Origin of the sequence: Streptococcus gallolyticus subsp. gallolyticus DSM 16831 (assembly GCF_002000985.1) — a bacterium.
Lineage (GTDB): Bacteria > Bacillota > Bacilli > Lactobacillales > Streptococcaceae > Streptococcus > Streptococcus gallolyticus.
Genome location: NZ_CP018822.1, coordinates 2,450,856 through 2,468,310, shown reverse-complemented (window position 1 = coordinate 2,468,310; position 17,455 = coordinate 2,450,856). Strand labels below are relative to the sequence as shown.

19 protein-coding genes are annotated in these 17,455 nt (G+C 36.5%); 15 read left to right on the top strand and 4 right to left on the bottom strand.

All coding sequences use genetic code 11. From position 1 onward, the window contains the following. Nucleotides 1-132 precede the first annotated feature (132 nt). The 3 genes from BTR42_RS12300 (at nt 133) to BTR42_RS12290 (ending at nt 1,488) form a co-directional block, all read left to right on the top strand. Entirely contained in the window at nt 133-534 is a 402-nt protein-coding gene (locus BTR42_RS12300) for a hypothetical protein (RefSeq protein WP_077497848.1), read from the top strand. A gap of 159 nt (nt 535-693) precedes the next feature. Beyond that, nucleotides 694-1,107 carry a DUF1492 domain-containing protein gene (locus BTR42_RS12295; protein ID WP_077497968.1) on the top strand — a complete coding sequence of 138 codons (414 nt, stop codon included), beginning with the start codon at nt 694-696 and terminating at the stop codon, nt 1,105-1,107. A 177-nt stretch (nt 1,108-1,284) separates the two neighbouring features. Then, entirely contained in the window at nt 1,285-1,488 is a 204-nt protein-coding gene (locus BTR42_RS12290; protein WP_039694771.1) for a cold-shock protein, read from the top strand. A 296-nt stretch (nt 1,489-1,784) separates the two neighbouring features. Here the strand turns inward: BTR42_RS12290 and BTR42_RS12630 are convergent, their stop codons facing one another. Then, nucleotides 1,785-1,967, bottom strand: coding sequence for a hypothetical protein (locus BTR42_RS12630; RefSeq protein ID WP_157769872.1), 183 nt, complete (start codon nt 1,965-1,967; stop codon nt 1,785-1,787). 1,051 nt (nt 1,968-3,018) lie between these two features. Between BTR42_RS12630 and yfmF the strand changes: the two genes are divergently transcribed. The 9 genes from yfmF to BTR42_RS12245 all read left to right on the top strand — a co-directional run bounded on the left by yfmF (nt 3,019) and on the right by BTR42_RS12245 (nt 11,157). Continuing rightward, nucleotides 3,019-4,263 (top strand): EF-P 5-aminopentanol modification-associated protein YfmF, encoded by a 1,245-nt coding sequence (gene yfmF, locus BTR42_RS12285; RefSeq protein ID WP_074658529.1) that lies wholly within the window; start codon nt 3,019-3,021, stop codon nt 4,261-4,263. Next, nucleotides 4,264-5,553: an EF-P 5-aminopentanol modification-associated protein YfmH gene (gene yfmH, locus BTR42_RS12280; protein ID WP_077497966.1), complete on the top strand. Its 1,290-nt coding sequence runs from the start codon at nt 4,264-4,266 to the stop codon at nt 5,551-5,553. Between the two features lie 63 nt (nt 5,554-5,616). Beyond that, nucleotides 5,617-6,561 (top strand): helix-turn-helix domain-containing protein, encoded by a 945-nt coding sequence (locus tag BTR42_RS12275; RefSeq protein ID WP_009855209.1) that lies wholly within the window; start codon nt 5,617-5,619, stop codon nt 6,559-6,561. A 9-nt stretch (nt 6,562-6,570) separates the two neighbouring features. After that, entirely contained in the window at nt 6,571-7,125 is a 555-nt protein-coding gene (gene pgsA / locus BTR42_RS12270) for a CDP-diacylglycerol--glycerol-3-phosphate 3-phosphatidyltransferase (RefSeq protein WP_009855208.1), read from the top strand. After that, nucleotides 7,122-7,964: an energy-coupling factor ABC transporter ATP-binding protein gene (locus tag BTR42_RS12265; RefSeq protein ID WP_077497964.1), complete on the top strand. Its 843-nt coding sequence runs from the start codon at nt 7,122-7,124 to the stop codon at nt 7,962-7,964. Before pgsA ends, BTR42_RS12265 begins: the two co-directional genes overlap by 4 nt. Beyond that, nucleotides 7,940-8,782: an energy-coupling factor ABC transporter ATP-binding protein gene (locus tag BTR42_RS12260; protein WP_061458219.1), complete on the top strand. Its 843-nt coding sequence runs from the start codon at nt 7,940-7,942 to the stop codon at nt 8,780-8,782. Before BTR42_RS12265 ends, BTR42_RS12260 begins: the two co-directional genes overlap by 25 nt. Next, a complete protein-coding gene (locus BTR42_RS12255; RefSeq protein ID WP_012962644.1) occupies nt 8,775-9,572 on the top strand; it encodes an energy-coupling factor transporter transmembrane component T family protein in 798 nt (265 codons plus the stop codon). The genes BTR42_RS12260 and BTR42_RS12255 overlap by 8 nt, the downstream gene beginning before the upstream one ends. A gap of 132 nt (nt 9,573-9,704) precedes the next feature. Beyond that, the gene (gene apf, locus BTR42_RS12250) at nt 9,705-10,295 is read left to right on the top strand and encodes an aggregation-promoting factor (RefSeq protein WP_077497962.1); all 591 of its coding nucleotides are present in this window, start codon (nt 9,705-9,707) and stop codon (nt 10,293-10,295) included. Nucleotides 10,296-10,500: 205 nt separating this feature from the next. Then, nucleotides 10,501-11,157: a transglycosylase SLT domain-containing protein gene (locus BTR42_RS12245; RefSeq protein WP_077497960.1), complete on the top strand. Its 657-nt coding sequence runs from the start codon at nt 10,501-10,503 to the stop codon at nt 11,155-11,157. A 29-nt stretch (nt 11,158-11,186) separates the two neighbouring features. Here the strand turns inward: BTR42_RS12245 and BTR42_RS12240 are convergent, their stop codons facing one another. The 3 genes from BTR42_RS12240 to sdaAB form a co-directional block, all read right to left on the bottom strand. Continuing rightward, nucleotides 11,187-11,822, bottom strand: coding sequence for an HAD-IA family hydrolase (locus BTR42_RS12240; protein WP_077497958.1), 636 nt, complete (start codon nt 11,820-11,822; stop codon nt 11,187-11,189). Between the two features lie 98 nt (nt 11,823-11,920). After that, nucleotides 11,921-12,793, bottom strand: coding sequence for an L-serine ammonia-lyase, iron-sulfur-dependent, subunit alpha (gene sdaAA, locus BTR42_RS12235; protein ID WP_077497956.1), 873 nt, complete (start codon nt 12,791-12,793; stop codon nt 11,921-11,923). Between the two features lie 11 nt (nt 12,794-12,804). Continuing rightward, the gene (gene sdaAB, locus BTR42_RS12230; RefSeq protein WP_061458215.1) at nt 12,805-13,476 is read right to left on the bottom strand and encodes an L-serine ammonia-lyase, iron-sulfur-dependent subunit beta; all 672 of its coding nucleotides are present in this window, start codon (nt 13,474-13,476) and stop codon (nt 12,805-12,807) included. 237 nt (nt 13,477-13,713) lie between these two features. Here sdaAB and mnmA point away from each other — a divergent pair, with 237 nt between their 5' ends. The 3 genes from mnmA (at nt 13,714) to mnmG (ending at nt 17,415) form a co-directional block, all read left to right on the top strand. Beyond that, nucleotides 13,714-14,835: a tRNA 2-thiouridine(34) synthase MnmA gene (mnmA, locus tag BTR42_RS12225; RefSeq protein WP_077497954.1), complete on the top strand. Its 1,122-nt coding sequence runs from the start codon at nt 13,714-13,716 to the stop codon at nt 14,833-14,835. A gap of 215 nt (nt 14,836-15,050) precedes the next feature. Further along, entirely contained in the window at nt 15,051-15,509 is a 459-nt protein-coding gene (locus BTR42_RS12220; protein WP_077497952.1) for an NUDIX hydrolase, read from the top strand. Nucleotide 15,510: 1 nt separating this feature from the next. Further along, nucleotides 15,511-17,415, top strand: a complete 1,905-nt coding sequence (gene mnmG / locus BTR42_RS12215; protein ID WP_077497950.1) for a tRNA uridine-5-carboxymethylaminomethyl(34) synthesis enzyme MnmG — start codon at nt 15,511-15,513, stop codon at nt 17,413-17,415. Nucleotides 17,416-17,455 lie beyond the last annotated feature (40 nt).

Sequence of the window (17,455 nt, the reverse complement as noted above, 5' to 3'; positions counted from 1 at the left end):
TTATGACATTTGCATTATTTGAAAAAATCAAATTTTAAGTGGGGGCATGGGACCCCCTCCGCTCTCACGGCCGAGGTTCAAGCCGTCACTGTACCTTTTTTCTCGCGTTATAACTTTTATAGGAGGTGTATCATGGCAGAAATCCAAATAAAATGTGTTATATGTGGACAAGCCTTTATAAGCCATACAAGAAATGCTTGTTATTGTAGTGCTGATTGTAGACGGATAGGAAGAGGTCAGAAGCGTAAACAGTGGGAAGATAAGACCAACTATCGTGAGTTACAACGTAACAGAATGAAATCACGGCGAGAACTTAAAGCACCACAACAAATTAAAAGTAAACCTCAAAAGAGTGTAGTGTTTCTTGAAAAAAGGAAAAGTCGTAAAGAACTAATAGAGTTTTGGGAAAATTATAAACAAGATATTTTAGAAAGTGAGTCACCCTACTTTGAAAATCCTACACACACTGTTGGCGGTATTGACATTCATGACGTTGATTTTGTTGAAAAAGTTGTTCAGCAACTAAGAGGATAACGAAAAAGGACTGATAGTTTTTAACCTACAGTCCTTAATTATGACTATGACAAATACAGCTCATATAAAACCGTCTTCTGTTATACAATCTAACCATGATTATATTACTAATTAGTGATATAATATAACTAGTGAATTGCAAGAAATGTGGTTTTTTTTATGGATTATAAAGAATTGGATAAAAAGCTAAAAAATATTAAAAAATTAGATAAGGAAATTCAAGTTATTCATTATGAAATTCAATACTTGGAAGAGGGGCTATTTAGGAAAAGTTCTTTTACAAATACTAAAGTGACAGAAAGCCGAACCAAAGATATTGGAGATGTTTATGTTACTAAAATGGAGCGTAAAGAAAAACTTTTAAAACGTATTGATGATTTAATGACTGAACGCGAAGCTCTTGTTAGTTTGATAGATGACAAATTGGAAAACCCAGAACAAAGAGCGGTTTTAAAGATGTTCTTTTGTAGCGACAAAAATTTTTATGAAATTCAAGACTTCTTCGAAGTAGCTGACAGAACTTTGTTCCGATTAAAACGAAAAGCACTTCAAGAATTAGCTAAGCAGATTTAAAATATATCACTCAATGGTTCTCTATAATTTGGTAAATGAGAGTTTAGTCTTGACTTATAGTGACTTTACTGTTAGAGTAACGAGTGTAAATAAGATTTGGAGTTTAAGTAATAAGTGGTATCTTTTGTTTTTCCTCTTGAATATTTTTACAAATTTATATAAAAAAGAGGTAACTCAATGGTACAAGGTACAGTAAAATGGTTTAATACGGATAAAGGTTTTGGCTTTATCTCTCAAGAAAATGGGACTGATGTGTTCGCACACTTTTCTGAAATTAAATCTAATGGTTTTAAATCTTTAGAGGACGGTCAGAAAGTTCAGTTTGACGTTGAACAAGGAAAACGCGGACTTCAAGCAGTCAATATTATTAAAATTTCTTAACGTTTAAGGGGAGCTATTTTGATAGCTTCTTTTTTATTCGGAATACCCACACGATTTTTTACGGGGCGTGTTATTGTTCGGATTCTACAACGCCGCCCTCTTCCGTGTGCGATTTTCCCTTTTTGATTTTTCTAGCACGTTATTATTAGCCCTTAAAATGCCCTATATGACGTTCTAAGTGATTGAGGTATAAATTTAATTTGTCCGAGTGTTTAAATTAACCCCCGCCCCTATCTCGTGGCAAGGAGAGCCACCACAAGGTGTTCTCTTGTATCGCAGACCAATTTTTCAGATTTTTAAGGGGTGTCATCACTTGCATTGAGTTTTGTTGTTATGCTATTTGTTAGGTAGCTAACGATATAATTAGCTCCGTTTTTAGGTATTGTCATTTTGTAGTGGAAGTAGTAGAATGAAAGAGCAAGCAGGGCTTCTTTTGCAATATAAAAAGTGTCATATTTTGTTTGCTCCCTTGCTTGCATGCGGTCGACCCTTTACATAACATAAAACTCATTTTCAGACTTCTGAACGACCGCAGGCGCTCCATTTATTGGGGCGCTTTTTAGGTATCGAAAAAGACCATGGATAAACCACAGTCCGAAAGCGAATATTTTATAAACTCAATGTAAGAAAAGCCCTGTCAATCAATTCTAAACCTCATAGACAACGTTCTTAATAGCCTACAGCAACCATTAAGACTTTCCGAGGGTAAATTATACCAGACCAGTATTTAAGTTTGATTTAGTGCCTGTAGAACGTACTTAGGAGCAAAAGAAAGGTATCGCCCTTTTTGGACGGTACCAGTGACAAATAAAACTCAAAAAGTGGAGAAGTGAAAACCACCCATAAAATGAGCGGTTAACATCACAAGTAAAAAGATTGAGTCTTTTAACTATCCACTTTTATATTCTAACACAGAATATAAATTTTTCAAGAGAAAGAGCCTTGCTAGTTGCAAAGCTCCAAAATCAGAAAGTGTGATACATGAACGAATTTAGTTTATCAGTATCTAAAAAAGTTATCAAAAGTTTATCAAGAACAACTATATTATACCATAGCCAAACTAAAAAAGCACCTTTTGGGTGCCAGTTTCTTGCCTGCTGAACTCGTTAAATGTTGTAAACTTACTTTTTTACTCCCCTTTTTTTCGTTGTGTTTTTGCTTTCCATTGTCCCCCAACGGTTTTCAGCATCGTTTTTACTCCCCCTAGTTACTGTAAACTATGCATTACAGTAAAGTAAAGATATTGAATTAATAACGTTTTTAGTGTCTGGTGTCAATCACTTTCAACCATTTTGTAAACTTTATATAATTTTTTGAAATTTGGGGCATAAAAATTTACTCCCCCTTTTGTGGACTTTTGAAAGAAATGTAAAAAAATCGGTGTAAACTTGTTTTTAAAAAAACACTTTATTATCAAGGATTAAGAGGTGTAAAGCAATCTATGAAAAATCAGAATAATAATTCAAGTAATTATAACATAAACGTGGTATAATTTTAGCTAATAATGTGTTTTTTAGTAAGGAATTTGCAATGAAATTAGTTGAGGGTGTTGAATTACATCTTATCAAAAGTGAAAAATTTAAAATGAATCACCTAGCTTTTCGCTTTTCTGGTGACTTTAGTCAAAAAACGGTTGCACGACGTGTTTTAGTCGCGCAAATTTTAGCGACAGCCAATGCGGAATATCCAACAGCTCAGCGTTTTAGAGAGCGTTTAGCTAGTCTTTATGGTGCAACGTTGTCAACCAAAGTGTCAACCAAGGGACTAGTCCATATCGTTGACATTGAGTTGGCTTTTATAAAAAATCAATTTGTAATGACAGATGAAAATCTGTTGGAAGAAATGATTGATTTTCTTTACCAAAATTTATTTTCTCCACTTGTGACGGTTGAGCAATATCAGTCTAAACTTTTTAATATCGAGCAGACCAATTTGATTAATTATTTGAACGCTGATAAAGACGATAGTTTTTATAGCAGTGAGTTGGGGCTTAAGAAACTTTTTTATGAAGATTCTGCTTTTCAAACTTCAAAATATGGAACAGCCGAATTAGTAGCCGCTGAAAATTCTTACACGGCTTTTCAGGAATTTCAGAAAATGTTGCGTGAAGACCGTTTGGACATCTTTTTATTAGGTGAATTTGATGATTATCGTATGCTACAGTTGTTTAATCGTTTTCCGTTTGAAGAACGTCATAAAGATTTAGTATTTGACTACCAACAAGAATTTACAAATGTTATCAGACAACAATTTGAAACTAAAGACGTTAATCAATCAGTTTTACAGCTAGGCTATCATTTTCCAATACGTTATCAAGATGAAGAATACTTTACACTACTAGTCTTTAATGGGCTGTTTGGAGGTTTTGCTCATTCTCGTCTGTTTACAGAATTACGTGAGAAAGAAGGTTTGGCATATACCATAGGAAGTCAATTCGATATTTACACAGGTTTACTGAATGTTTACGCTGGAATTGACAAGAAAAACCGAAATAAAACACTTCAATTAATCAATAAGCAATTTTCGGATATTAAGATGGGGCGCTTCTCTGAATCACTTTTAAAACAAACGAAAAAAATGCTGAAAGTCAATTTAAAATTGTCTTGTGATTCTCCAAGAGTAATCATTGAACGTGACTACAATCATCAGTATCTTACAGGTAATTTTAGTGTTGATAAGATAATTGACAAAATTGACAACGTTAGTAAAGAAGATGTTTTAAAACTTACAAGAAAAGTAAAATTACAGGCGCTTTATTTTTTGGAGGGAAAATAAATGACAGAATTAAAAGAGCAAATTTTTTCAGAAATAAATGAAAAAATTTACTCGGCTGAGTTAGAAAATGGATTGAAAGTTTTTCTGATTCCAAAACAAGATTTTCAAGAAAGCTGTGGAATGATGATTGTAAATTTTGGCTCTCTTGACACGAAGTTTACACATGATGGACAGTCCAAAGAATACAACGAGGGGATTGCTCATTTTTTAGAGCACAAATTGTTTGAATTGGAAGATGGTCAGGATGTTGCGGAGCTATTTACTAATGCGGGAGCAAATAGTAATGCCTTTACAACGTTTGACAAGACTTGCTACTATTTTTCTGCGGTTGACAACCTAGAAGAAAATGTGACACTTCTTCAGCAGTTTATATCAGAAACCTCCTTTACAGAAGCCTCTATTACGCGTGAAAAAGATATTATTGGTCAAGAAATTGACATGTATCAAGATGATGCAGACTACCGTCTTTATCAAGGAATTCTTGAAAATTTATATCCTAACACTGCCCTTGCTCAAGATATTGCTGGCACGCAAGAAAGTATTGAAAATATTTCGGTGGCAGATTTAAAAGAGAATCACAATATTTTCTACTCCCCACAGGAAATGACATTGCTGCTTGTTGGAAATTTCGATAAGGACTTGCTATTTAATCAAATCGAAAAAGAGCAAAAAGAAAAGGCAAGTAAAAAACACGTTGTTAAACGACAAGGTTTGGTGTATGAGCAGGTAGTGCCGAAAAAGAATATTCAAATGGATGTCACTCAACCTAAATTGGCAATTGGTTATAGAGGAGCACAGTTGCCAAAGGAAACTTCAATTTTACGTCAAGAATTGGCGTTGCGATTATTCTTTACCATGTTGCTTGGCTGGACATCAAAACGTTATCAGCAGCTTTATGAAAGTGGACAGATTGATGACTCTTTTGATTTTGAAATTGAAGTTTGTCCAGATTTTCAGTTTTTGATTATTTCTTTAGATACTTTGGAACCAATTGCGATGGCAAATAATATCCGTCAATATTTGAATAAAGTATCTCAATCAAGCGATTTGGACGATTTATCAGAAGAACACTTTAAAATTGTCAAAAAGGAATTGTATGGCGATTTCTTCAAAAGCCTAGATTCTATTGATAACTTATCAGCGCAATTTATTAATCATTTATCAAAAGATGAAACTTACTTAGATGTTCCAAAAATATTAGCAACGTTGGATTTTGCAGAAGTCTTGAAAATCGGTAATGATTTTTTAGCACATGCTGATGCAACAGAATTCACAATCCTGCCAAAATAAATCGAAATACTTTCTAAAATTTGCTATAATAGACCTGATTACATTTTATTAAAGGAAACCCGTATGAGAGAACAAACGATTGGTGAGATTTTAAGAGAAGCTCGGGTGGCAAAACACCTGACATTAGAAGAAGTCGAAGAAAAAACAGCGATTCCTTCGCCACATCTTTTGGCTTTGGAGCTTGAACAATTTAAATTAATCCCTAAAGATAAGATTGAAACTTACTTACAACAATATAGCGAAGCTGTTGAGCTTGACACCGCTGATTTGTTGGAAAAATATCATGAACAAGAAGTTGATTCATCAGATGAGGAGCAAGAAGAGCACGTAGTAGAATCTACCACTACTAATACTGAGAGTATTGTGAAAACGCCGCAAGATGAAACAATTAGCATTGCAAAATCAGCTAGCGATGATAGCTTTATTATTGGCTCACGCTCAAGCCGTTACAAAGGAAAAGAAAAAACAAATTCTTACCTTCCGATTGTGATGCTTTGCTTGGTAGCCTTGGGAATTTTAGCTTTTGTTTCTTTCGTGACTTGGAATCAATTGCAAAGTGATAGCAATAACGCAAGTACAAGCTACTCCGTTGTCCATAGCAGTAGTTCAACAACGACAGACTCAACATCATCAGAAAGTTCTTCTTCAACAAGTGAGTCATCATCTTCTGAGGAAGATACTTCTTTGAAAATGTCCACTGAGGGAAGCGGCAATAGCTTGACAGTAAACTTGTCAAATGTGACAGATAGTTTAACTGTTGAAATTAGTTTATCTGGTGCAGACAGTAGTTGGGTGTCTGTGACAAATTCAGAATCTAATGATTCTGGTACTCTTCTTTCGTCAACTGGAACAACAAGTTATACTGCAGTTCTTCCTTCTGGAACAACAAGTTCTTTGATTACTTTGGGAGTTACTGAAGGTGTGACAGTAACCATTGATGGACAAGAAGTTGACACTTCTGCATTAACAAGTACAACGCTAAGTTATATTACAATTAATATTCAGTAAGGTAGAAAAATGAAAATCGATTTTACAAAAAAAGAAAACATTCCTAATTTATTAACATTAGGACGTATCGTGATGATTCCGCTCTTCATTCTTATCCTTTGTTTCTGGAAGAGTTCGACAGGGCATGTTGTTGCTGCAATTGTTTTTGCATTGGCAAGCATTACAGACTATTTAGATGGTTATCTTGCAAGAAAATGGCAAGTTGTTACTAACTTTGGTAAATTCGCTGACCCATTAGCCGATAAAATGTTGGTAATGACAGCATTTATTATGCTTGTTGAATTAAAAATGGTTCCTGCTTGGATTGCTGCTATCATTATTTGTCGTGAATTAGCCGTTACAGGACTTCGTCTTTTACTTGTTGAAAATGGTGGAACAGTCTTAGCAGCTGCTATGCCTGGAAAAATCAAAACATTTACACAAATGTTTTCAATTATTTTCTTACTATGCCATTTTTCAATCATTGGCACACTTTTACTTTATGTGGCATTGATTTTTACCATTTATTCAGGATATGATTACTTCAAGGGAGCAGGATTCCTTTTTAAGGATACATTTAAATGACATTGAATAGCATTGACGTTAAACATTTAAAATTTAAATATGATGATAATCAGGACAATTACACCTTGGATGACTTATCGTTTCACGTGAAACAAGGTGAATGGTTGTCTATTATTGGGCACAATGGTTCAGGAAAATCAACAACAGTTCGTTTGATTGATGGGCTGTTGGCCGCTGAATCAGGCGATATTTTTGTTGAAAACGAGCTTTTAACGGAAGAAAATGTGTGGAACATTCGTCAGAAGATTGGAATGGTTTTTCAAAATCCAGATAATCAATTTGTTGGAGCAACCGTTGAGGACGATGTCGCTTTTGGACTTGAAAATAAAGGGATTCCTCTTGAGGAAATGCAGTCACGTGTTAAAGAGGCACTTCAATTAGTTGGAATGTCTGACTTTGCTGACCGTGAGCCGTCACGTTTTTCTGGCGGACAAAAACAACGTGTTGCGATTGCTGGAGCAATTGCTATGCGTCCCAATATTATTATTTTGGACGAAGCAACAAGTATGTTAGACCCAGAGGGACGTTTAGAATTGATTCAGACGATAAAAGAGATTCGTGATCAGTATAATATGACGGTTATTTCTATCACTCATGACTTAGATGAAGTTGCATTGAGTGACCGTGTGTTAGTCATGAAAAGAGGAAAAGTTGAGTCAAGCTCAACACCGCGAGAACTCTTTGCTAGAGGAGAAGAATTATTGACGTTAGGACTAGATATTCCTTTTTCAGCCAATCTTATCTCTACTTTAAAAAATAAAGGGTTTGAATTTACAGAGAATTATCTTACGGAAAAGGAATTAGAAGATCAGTTATGGGAATTACTCTTGAAAGCGTAAATTATACTTATCAAGCGGGGACACCTTTTGAAGGGCGTGCCCTTTTTGACATTAATCTTAGTATCAAAGAGGGCTCTTATACCGCTTTTATCGGACATACTGGCTCAGGTAAGTCAACGATTATGCAGCTGTTAAACGGGCTTAATGTGCCTACGGAGGGCGCCGTTATCGTAGATGATATAAAAATTACAGCTGACTCTAAAAATAAAGACATCAAACCTGTGCGTAAAAAAGTAGGACTTGTTTTTCAATTTCCTGAAAGCCAACTTTTTGAGGAGACAGTTCTTAAAGATGTCGCTTTTGGTCCACAAAATTTTGGTGTTTCCATAGAAGAAGCTGAACAATTAGCGCGTGAAAAACTAGCTATGGTTGGTATTAGTGAGGAATTTTTTGAAAAAAATCCATTTGAATTGTCAGGTGGTCAAATGCGCCGTGTTGCGATTGCTGGTATTTTGGCTATGGAACCAGAGGTGCTAGTCTTAGATGAGCCGACAGCAGGCTTAGACCCTAAAGGACGTCGTGAGCTTATGGACTTATTTAAAAAATTACATCAAAATGGTATGACAATCGTTTTAGTAACCCACTTGATGGACGATGTGGCTAATTATGCGGATTATGTCAATGTCCTTGAAGGTGGAAAATTAGTTCGTTCTGGTTACCCTAAAGAAGTTTTTCAGGATGTTGATTTTCTTGAAAGCAAACAGCTTGGTGTGCCAAAAATCACCAAGTTTGCTCAGCAGCTTGTAAAACGTGGTTTACAGCTAGAAAGTTTACCAATTACTATAGAAGAATTTGCAGAGGTGGTGAAACATGGATAAATTAATACTCGGACGTTATGTTCCAGGAAATTCTTTGATTCATCGTTTAGATCCACGTAGCAAACTTTTAGCAATGATTTTGTACATTGTTATTGTTTTCTGGGCTAATAATGTGGTGACAAACATTATTATGGTTGCATTCACCTTGATAGTTGTTTTGCTATCAAAGATTAAGTTGAGCTTTTTCTTAAAAGGTGTTCAGCCAATGATTGGTATTATTTTATTCACAACTTTGTTTCAAATGTTTTTTACACAAGGTGGTCAAACCTATTTTCAATTTGGTTTTCTTAAAATAACAAGCTACGGTTTTAGCCAAGCAGTTTTGATTTTTATGCGTTTTGTATTAATCATCTTCTTTTCAACCTTGCTGACTTTGACAACAACACCGTTGAGCCTTGCAGACGCTGTAGAATCACTTCTAAAGCCTTTTGTTCGTTTTAAGGTGCCTGCACACGAAATAGGCTTAATGCTCTCACTAAGCCTACGATTTGTTCCTACCTTGATGGATGACACGACACGTATTATGAAGGCACAGCGAGCGCGTGGTGTGGATTTTGGAGAAGGAAATCTGATTCAAAAGGTAAAATCAATCATTCCAATCCTTATTCCGCTTTTTGCATCGAGTTTTAAACGAGCAGATGCTCTTGCTCTTGCCATGGAAGCACGTGGTTACCAAGGCGGAGATGGACGAACTAAATACCGAATTTTGCAATGGCACCTAAAAGATACTTTGGCTTTAATAGTGTTAGTTATTTTAGGAATTTTGCTATTTTGGCTTAAGAAAAGCTAAAGCGCCCTATTTGTAGGCGTTTTCTTTATGTTAACACAATCTAATTGTAATAATTTTAATAAAAGACTAAAGCTCAGGTAACATTAACCCTGTATTATATATCCTATACTAATTTGTAAAAAGGAGCATATAATGCAAAAAAATACTTTAAAAAGTAAATCGAAAACTATTAAGTTAGGAGTTGCTAGCGCAGCTTTTGCAGCAGCACTGATCGCCCCAGCAGTCGCTAATGCAGATTCTTACACAGTTAAATCAGGTGATACTCTTTCTGAAATTGCCTCAACTTACAATACTACAGTTGAACAATTGGCATCATTAAATAGTATCTCTAACGTTGACTTCATTACTGTTGGTCAAGTCTTAGAATTGGATTCAACAGCTTCAACAACAGAAACTACAACTTCAGCAGCTACTACTGATGATTCATCATCAGCAACATCTACAGCTGCAAGTACAGATACAACTACTACAAGCACAACTTATTCATCAAACTTGAGCTCATCAGATGCAGCTGCTAAAGAAACAATCGCACAACGCGAATCAAGTGGTAGCTACACAGCTCAAAATGGTCAATACTACGGACGTTACCAATTAACGATTTCTTACTTGAATGGTGACTTATCAGCTGAAAACCAAGAACGTGTTGCAGATGCATACGTTGCAAGCCGTTATGGTTCATGGTCAGCAGCCCTTGCTTTCTGGAATGCAAATGGTTGGTATTAAGATTTTAGATAATTAGTTAAAAAGATTTGAGAGAAACTCTCAAATCTTTTTTGTTTGCTCAAAATGGCTTTAAAACAGTATTTTTCAGGAAAATTGGGTAAGTTTCAATGTTTTTGTAACATTTTTAACATATTTTCAATCTCCAAGTAACAATTAAATTATATGATAGAAAAAGGAGTTCTAGAGAGGTATATAGTTTATATTTATGTATAGTAGGATTGCTAAAGCAAAACAAAGAAAAATAAGAAATATTATCGTTAGTGTGCTCGGAGCAACTTTGAGCTTGGCTATGATTATTTTCCTTATTCCAAAAATAGAATTATTCTCAGATACGTTTACAACACATGCTGAGGCAGAGGTTGTTAAATCAACATCTACAAGTCTTTCATCGACTTTAAATCAAACAGTAACAAGTACAACATCATCTGAGTCTAGCTCAGCAGAAGTCAGCGAGGTGTCTGAAGAACCTGCTACCGAAGAAGTTACTGAGGTAGAAGAAGTTTACACAGAATCAGAAGAGCCAGTTGTTGAAGACACGACTGCGACAGAGTCAGCTTCTTATACGACAACAACAAGTTCAGAAGTAGTTGATGCAACAACAGCATCAAATGGAAACACTGCTGGTACTGTCGGTACAGAAGCTGCAGCGCAAATGGCAGCAGCAACAGGTGTTCCTCAATCAACTTGGGAAGCAATCATTGCACGTGAATCTAACGGTGATCCAAGTGTGACAAATGCTTCTGGGGCATCAGGTTTATTTCAAACAATGCCTGGTTGGGGGTCAACAGCAACTGTTCAAGATCAGATTACAGCTGCTATAAACGCCTATAATGCTCAAGGCTTATCTGCTTGGGGTTATTAAGCTAAATAAAAAAGAAAGCACTAATCATCTTATAGCGATGATAGTGCTTTTTTAATGTCTTGTGGTTGATGACAGATTATTTCAGCGCCGTGTTCTTGTAAACTTTCAGCAGAACCAAAGCCCCAAGTAATACCAAGCCTTCTAACGCCTGTTTTCTGACCACCAATCATATCAAATTTTGTATCACCGATGATGACAGCTTCGGCTGCTTGGATTACTTGTTCTGTAAGACAAGCGTTAATCACATCTGCTTTGTGAAAATGTTCAGGAGTTGAACCATAAACTTGCTTAAAGTTTGAAATGACACCAAGCTCGGTCAACATTAGCTTAGCCATTGGTTCGTGTTTACTTGTTGTGACATAGAGAGAGTAGCCTAAGTCATTCAATTCTTTTAGTAGGTCGGAAATACCAGCATAAAGCGAAACTTGATGAACACCTTTAGCGTTATAGTATTCTCTAAAAGTTTTTATTGCATGGTCAATATCGGCTTTCTCAGTGAAATAATTAGCAAAGGTAACTTCTAAGGGTGGACCGATAAATGTTGACAATTGCTTGTCACTCTGTAAAGGTAACTGTAATCTTTCAAAAGCGTAATTAAATGCTGCTTTGATTCCTGGACTGGAATTTACCAAGGTTCCGTCGAGGTCGAATAAGATAGATTTCATATTTACTCTCCTGTAAAATAGTGTCAACTTTCATTGACAATTTTGTCAAGATCGAATGTTTTGCTACTATAGTATTAAAATACTAAATGCTTAGCAAACTATTCTCCAAAAATTTGAGCTTGTAATCGTCGTCCTATTGGTGTGGCAGCTAAGCCACCTTCGGCAGTTTCACGAAAGGCAGTTGGCAGACTTGCTCCAACTTGATACATCGCATCAACAACTTCGTCAACTGGAATTTGAGATTCAATGTCAGCAAGTGCCATGTCAGCAGCCACAAGTGCAAAACTTGAACCAAGAGCATTACGTTTAACACATGGGACTTCAACAAGCCCTGCAACAGGGTCACAGATAAGTCCAAGCATATTTTTGATAACAAAAGCAACTGCTTGGCTGGCTTGGAAAGCAGAGCCACCAGCAGCCTTAACCAAAGCTGCGGCACTCATTGCAGAAGCAGAGCCAACTTCAGCTTGACAGCCACCTTCAGCGCCAGAGATTGAAGCATTATTTCCAATAACGAGTCCAAAAGCACCAGCAGTGAATAAAAAGTTCAACTGTTCTTCTTCAGAAAGTTTTAATTTGTCAATAGCAGTTGTCAGAACGGCAGGTAAACAACCAGCAGAGCCAGCTGTTGGTGTAGCACAAACAAGTCCCATTTTGGCATTCAGTTCATTGACAGCAATGGCATTGCGGACAGCGGTCAAGATAGTGGTATCTGACAAAGTCTTACCCGATTTAAGGTAGGTGTCCATTTTGACGGCGTCTCCACCAGTTAGACCACTAATTGATTTACTAGGTGTTAGTCCGTCAGTAACAGAATTTTTCATGACTTGAAGGTTTTTCGTCATGATGTGAATGATTTCATCACGGCTACGCCCACTTAATTCCATTTCGGTGGCAATCATTAGTTCAGCAATATTACCGTTAAAATCTTTATCGGCTTGTTCAACTAATTCTTTAATAGAATAAAACATTCTTTTCCTTTCTAATCAAAGAAATTAACATTGTGCAAATGTGGAATTTGTTGAATCTGTTCAACAGCTTTGTGACAATCACGAGAGTCAACTTCGATAATCATGATTGCTTTTTCACCAGCACGTTCACGAGTTACATTCATTTGGGCGATGTTGATATGATGTTCAGATAGAATATCTGTCACTTTGGCAATCATTCCAGGAATGTCTTGGTGAACAATAATTAAAGTTGGGGTATTCATTTTTAGCGATACAGAGAAACCATTTAACTCAGTTACCTCAATATTTCCTCCGCCGATTGATACGCCAGTAATACTCATGCTTTTGTCACCTTTTTCAACGGTAATTTTAGCGGTATTTGGATGTGGAGCGTTACTATCTTTGAGAATATCCCAATAAATGCGAACCCCTTTCTGGTGAGCGATTTCTAATGAATTTTTGATGTCAGGATTGTCAGTATCCATGCCAAGGATACCTGCAACGAGAGCTTTGTCAGTTCCATGACCACGGTAAGTCTTAGCAAATGAATTGTACAAATGAAAGGTTACGGAATCGGGAATTTCTCCGAAAATAGAGTTAACAATTTTTCCAATACGAACAGCCCCAGCCGTATGGCTACTAGACGGACCAATCATCACGGGACCGATGATGTCGAATACGGATTGGAATTTTAGATTTTTCATATCTACTCCTTTAAGAATCTATGCTTACTTATTATAACAGAGGAAGGCAAAAGGGTAAACGATAATAAATGAGAAAAAGCATTAGAATTAAGTGTAAAAGACTTACATAAATGAAATTTCGTGTTATAATAGTCTTCGCGTGGTTTCACGCATTCAAAATCGACCTTCAAATCGATTTTTGAAAAACTGGGCCCTTCAAGCCTATGTTCGAAAAAATATCTTGATGGGAGGATTATCATGTCAGATAATTCAAAAATACGTGTTGTTGTCGGTATGAGTGGCGGCGTTGATTCGTCTGTAACGGCTCTCCTTTTGAAAGAGCAAGGTTATGACGTTATCGGTGTCTTTATGAAAAACTGGGACGACACAGACGAATTCGGTGTTTGTACAGCAACCGAAGATTATAAAGATGTGGCAGCTGTGGCTGACCAAATTGGTATTCCTTACTACTCTGTCAATTTTGAAAAAGAGTATTGGGATCGTGTTTTCGAATATTTCCTAGCGGAATATCGTGCAGGACGCACACCAAATCCAGACGTTATGTGTAACAAGGAAATCAAGTTTAAAGCTTTCCTTGACTATGCCATGACGCTTGGAGCTGATTATGTAGCAACTGGACATTATGCGCAAGTTTCTCGTGACGAAGACGGTACTGTTCATATGTTACGTGGAGCAGATAATAATAAAGACCAAACTTACTTCTTGAGTCAATTATCACAAGAACAATTGCAAAAAGTAATGTTTCCACTTGGGCATTTGGAAAAACCAGAAGTTCGTAAAATTGCAGAACGTGCAGGTCTTGCGACAGCTAAGAAAAAAGATTCAACAGGAATTTGCTTTATCGGTGAAAAGAACTTTAAAGAATTCCTTAGTCAATATTTACCAGCGCAAAAAGGTCGTATGATGACTGTTGATGGTCGTGATATGGGTGCACATGCTGGATTGATGTATTATACAATCGGTCAACGTGGCGGTCTTGGTATCGGTGGACAACAAGGTGGTGACAATCAACCTTGGTTTGTTGTCGGAAAAGATTTGTCAAAAAATATTCTTTACGTTGGTCAAGGTTTCTATCATGATTCATTAATGTCAACTAGTCTTGACGCTTCAAGTATTCACTTTACACGTGATATGCCTGAAGAATTTACAATGGAAGTTACAGCAAAATTCCGTTACCGTCAACCAGACTCTAAAGTTACAGTGCATGTTAAAGGTGACAAAGCAGAAGTTGTCTTTGATGAACCACAACGTGCCATTACACCAGGTCAAGCTGTTGTTTTCTATGATGGCGAAGAATGCCTAGGTGGCGGAATCATTGATATGGCTTATAAAAATGGAGTCGCTTGTCAATATATCTAGTTGACAAAGGTGTAAAGATAAGTTGACAGGTTTGGCTTATCTATATAATCAACTATTGCTCGAAAAATTATCGGCAATTAAATTGACATTTTAACTTAATTTGATACAATAATCATAACAATAATCATGATGGTCAAAGCTCATGAGAATTGTGCGTTTTTGCCGCACAATTTTCGAGGGTTTTGGCTGTTTTTTGTGCAGTTAAGGAGTTTTAAATGGATTTTAGAACTAGAATTGGTGAGCAGAGCTTTGTTGTTAGAGCATCAGCCTTAATTATTAAAGATGAAAAAATATATTTAGCAAAATCTCCTAAAAATGAATATTATTTGTTAGGTGGAGCAATCTTAGTAAATGAATTAACTGAAGATGCCATAATACGCGAAATGAAAGAAGAACTTAATATCGATATTGAAGTTAAACAGTTGGCTTTTGTTGTCGAAAATCAGTTTTCTTTGGATCTCACAAAACATCACCAAATTGAATTTCTTTACTTAGTGAACCCACTTTCTGATCTTAATAAAGAGATATATGAGGGAGGTCAGAAGCGTATGTGTGAGTGGATTTCGTTTGAAGAACTCAGTAAGATTAACCTAAATCCAAGCTTTTTAAAAATTGCCCTAAAAAACTGGGATGGTCAAGTCAAACATTTTGTAAATAAGGATAAGGAGAAATAAAATGACACACGAATTTGCTGAAAATTATGATGTAATTATTGTTGGTGCTGGGCATGCTGGTGTTGAAGCTAGTTTGGCTGCGGCTCGTATGGGTTGTAAAACGATGCTGGCAACAATTAATTTGGAAATGTTGTCCTTTATGCCATGTAACCCTGCAATTGGGGGTTCTGCCAAAGGGATTGTCGTTCGCGAAATTGACGCTCTCGGTGGTGAAATGGGTAAAAACATTGATAGGACTTACATTCAAATGAAAATGCTCAATACTGGTAAAGGTCCTGCGGTCCGTGCTCTTCGTGCGCAAGCAGATAAGGCTCTTTACTCTCGTACAATGAAGCATACGGTTGAGCAACAAGAAAATTTGACATTGCGTCAGTCAATGATTGAAGAAGTTTTAGTCGAAGATGGTAAAGTTGTCGGTGTTCGCACAGCTACTAATCAGAAATTTTCAGCTAAAGCAGTTGTTATCACAACAGGTACAGCTCTTCGTGGCGAAATTATCCTAGGCGAGCTTAAATATTCTTCTGGTCCAAATAACAGCTTGGCTTCTATTGGACTTGCAGATAATTTGAAAGAATTAGGTCTTGAAATTGGTCGTTTCAAAACAGGAACACCACCACGTATCAAAGCAAGTTCTATCAATTACGATGAAACAGAGATTCAACCAGGTGATGAAAAACCAAATCATTTTTCATTCATGTCCAATGATGAAGATTACCTCAAAGACCAAATTCCTTGCTGGTTGACTTATACGAACCAAACAAGCCACGATATTATCAATAAAAATCTTTACCGTGCACCAATGTTTTCAGGGATTGTCAAAGGAGTAGGGCCTCGTTATTGTCCATCTATCGAAGATAAAATTGTGCGCTTTGCGGATAAAGAACGTCACCAACTTTTCCTAGAACCTGAAGGTCGTGAAACAGAAGAAGTTTACATTCAAGGGTTGTCAACAAGTCTTCCTGAAGATGTTCAAAAAGAATTAATTCATTCTATTAAAGGGCTTGAAAATGCCGAAATGATGCGTACAGGATATGCGATTGAGTACGATATCGTTTTGCCACACCAATTGCGTGCAACGCTTGAAACGAAGAAAATTTCAGGTCTCTTTACGGCTGGTCAAACCAATGGTACGTCAGGTTACGAAGAAGCTGCTGGTCAAGGAATTGTTGCTGGTATCAATGCTGCTTTGAAAGTTCAAGGCAAGCCAGAAATGATTCTTAAACGTAGTGATGCTTACATCGGTGTTATGATTGATGACTTGGTAACGAAAGGAACGTTGGAACCTTATCGTTTGTTGACAAGTCGTGCGGAATATCGTTTGATTTTGCGTCATGATAATGCTGATATGCGTTTGACTGAGATTGGTCACCGTGTCGGTTTGGTTGATGATGAACGTTATCAACGTTTCTTGAATCGTAAACGTCAGTTTGACAATGAATTGACAAGGTTGTCAACTCATAAAATCAAGCCAGTTAAAGAAACTAATGCACGTATTGAAGCACTTGGTTTCAAACCATTGACAGATGCCTTGACAGCAAAAGAATTCATGCGTCGTCCTGAAATCAATTATGACATTGCGACAAGCTTTGTTGGTCCTGCTGAAGAAAAACTTGACAGCAAAGTGATTGAACTTTTGGAAACTGAAATCAAATATGAAGGTTATATCAACAAAGCCCTTGACCAAGTAGCCAAAATGAAACGCATGGAAGAAAAACGTATTCCTGCTAATATTGACTGGGATGATATTGATTCTATCGCAACAGAAGCACGTCAAAAATTCAAGAAAATTAACCCAGAAACAATCGGTCAAGCAAGCCGTATTTCAGGTGTTAACCCAGCAGATATTTCTATTTTGATGGTTTACCTAGAAGGCAAGCAAAAACATCATAGAAAAGCGAATGATTAAGTCATAAAATTGTAATCTTTAAACCAATGACAGCTCTATC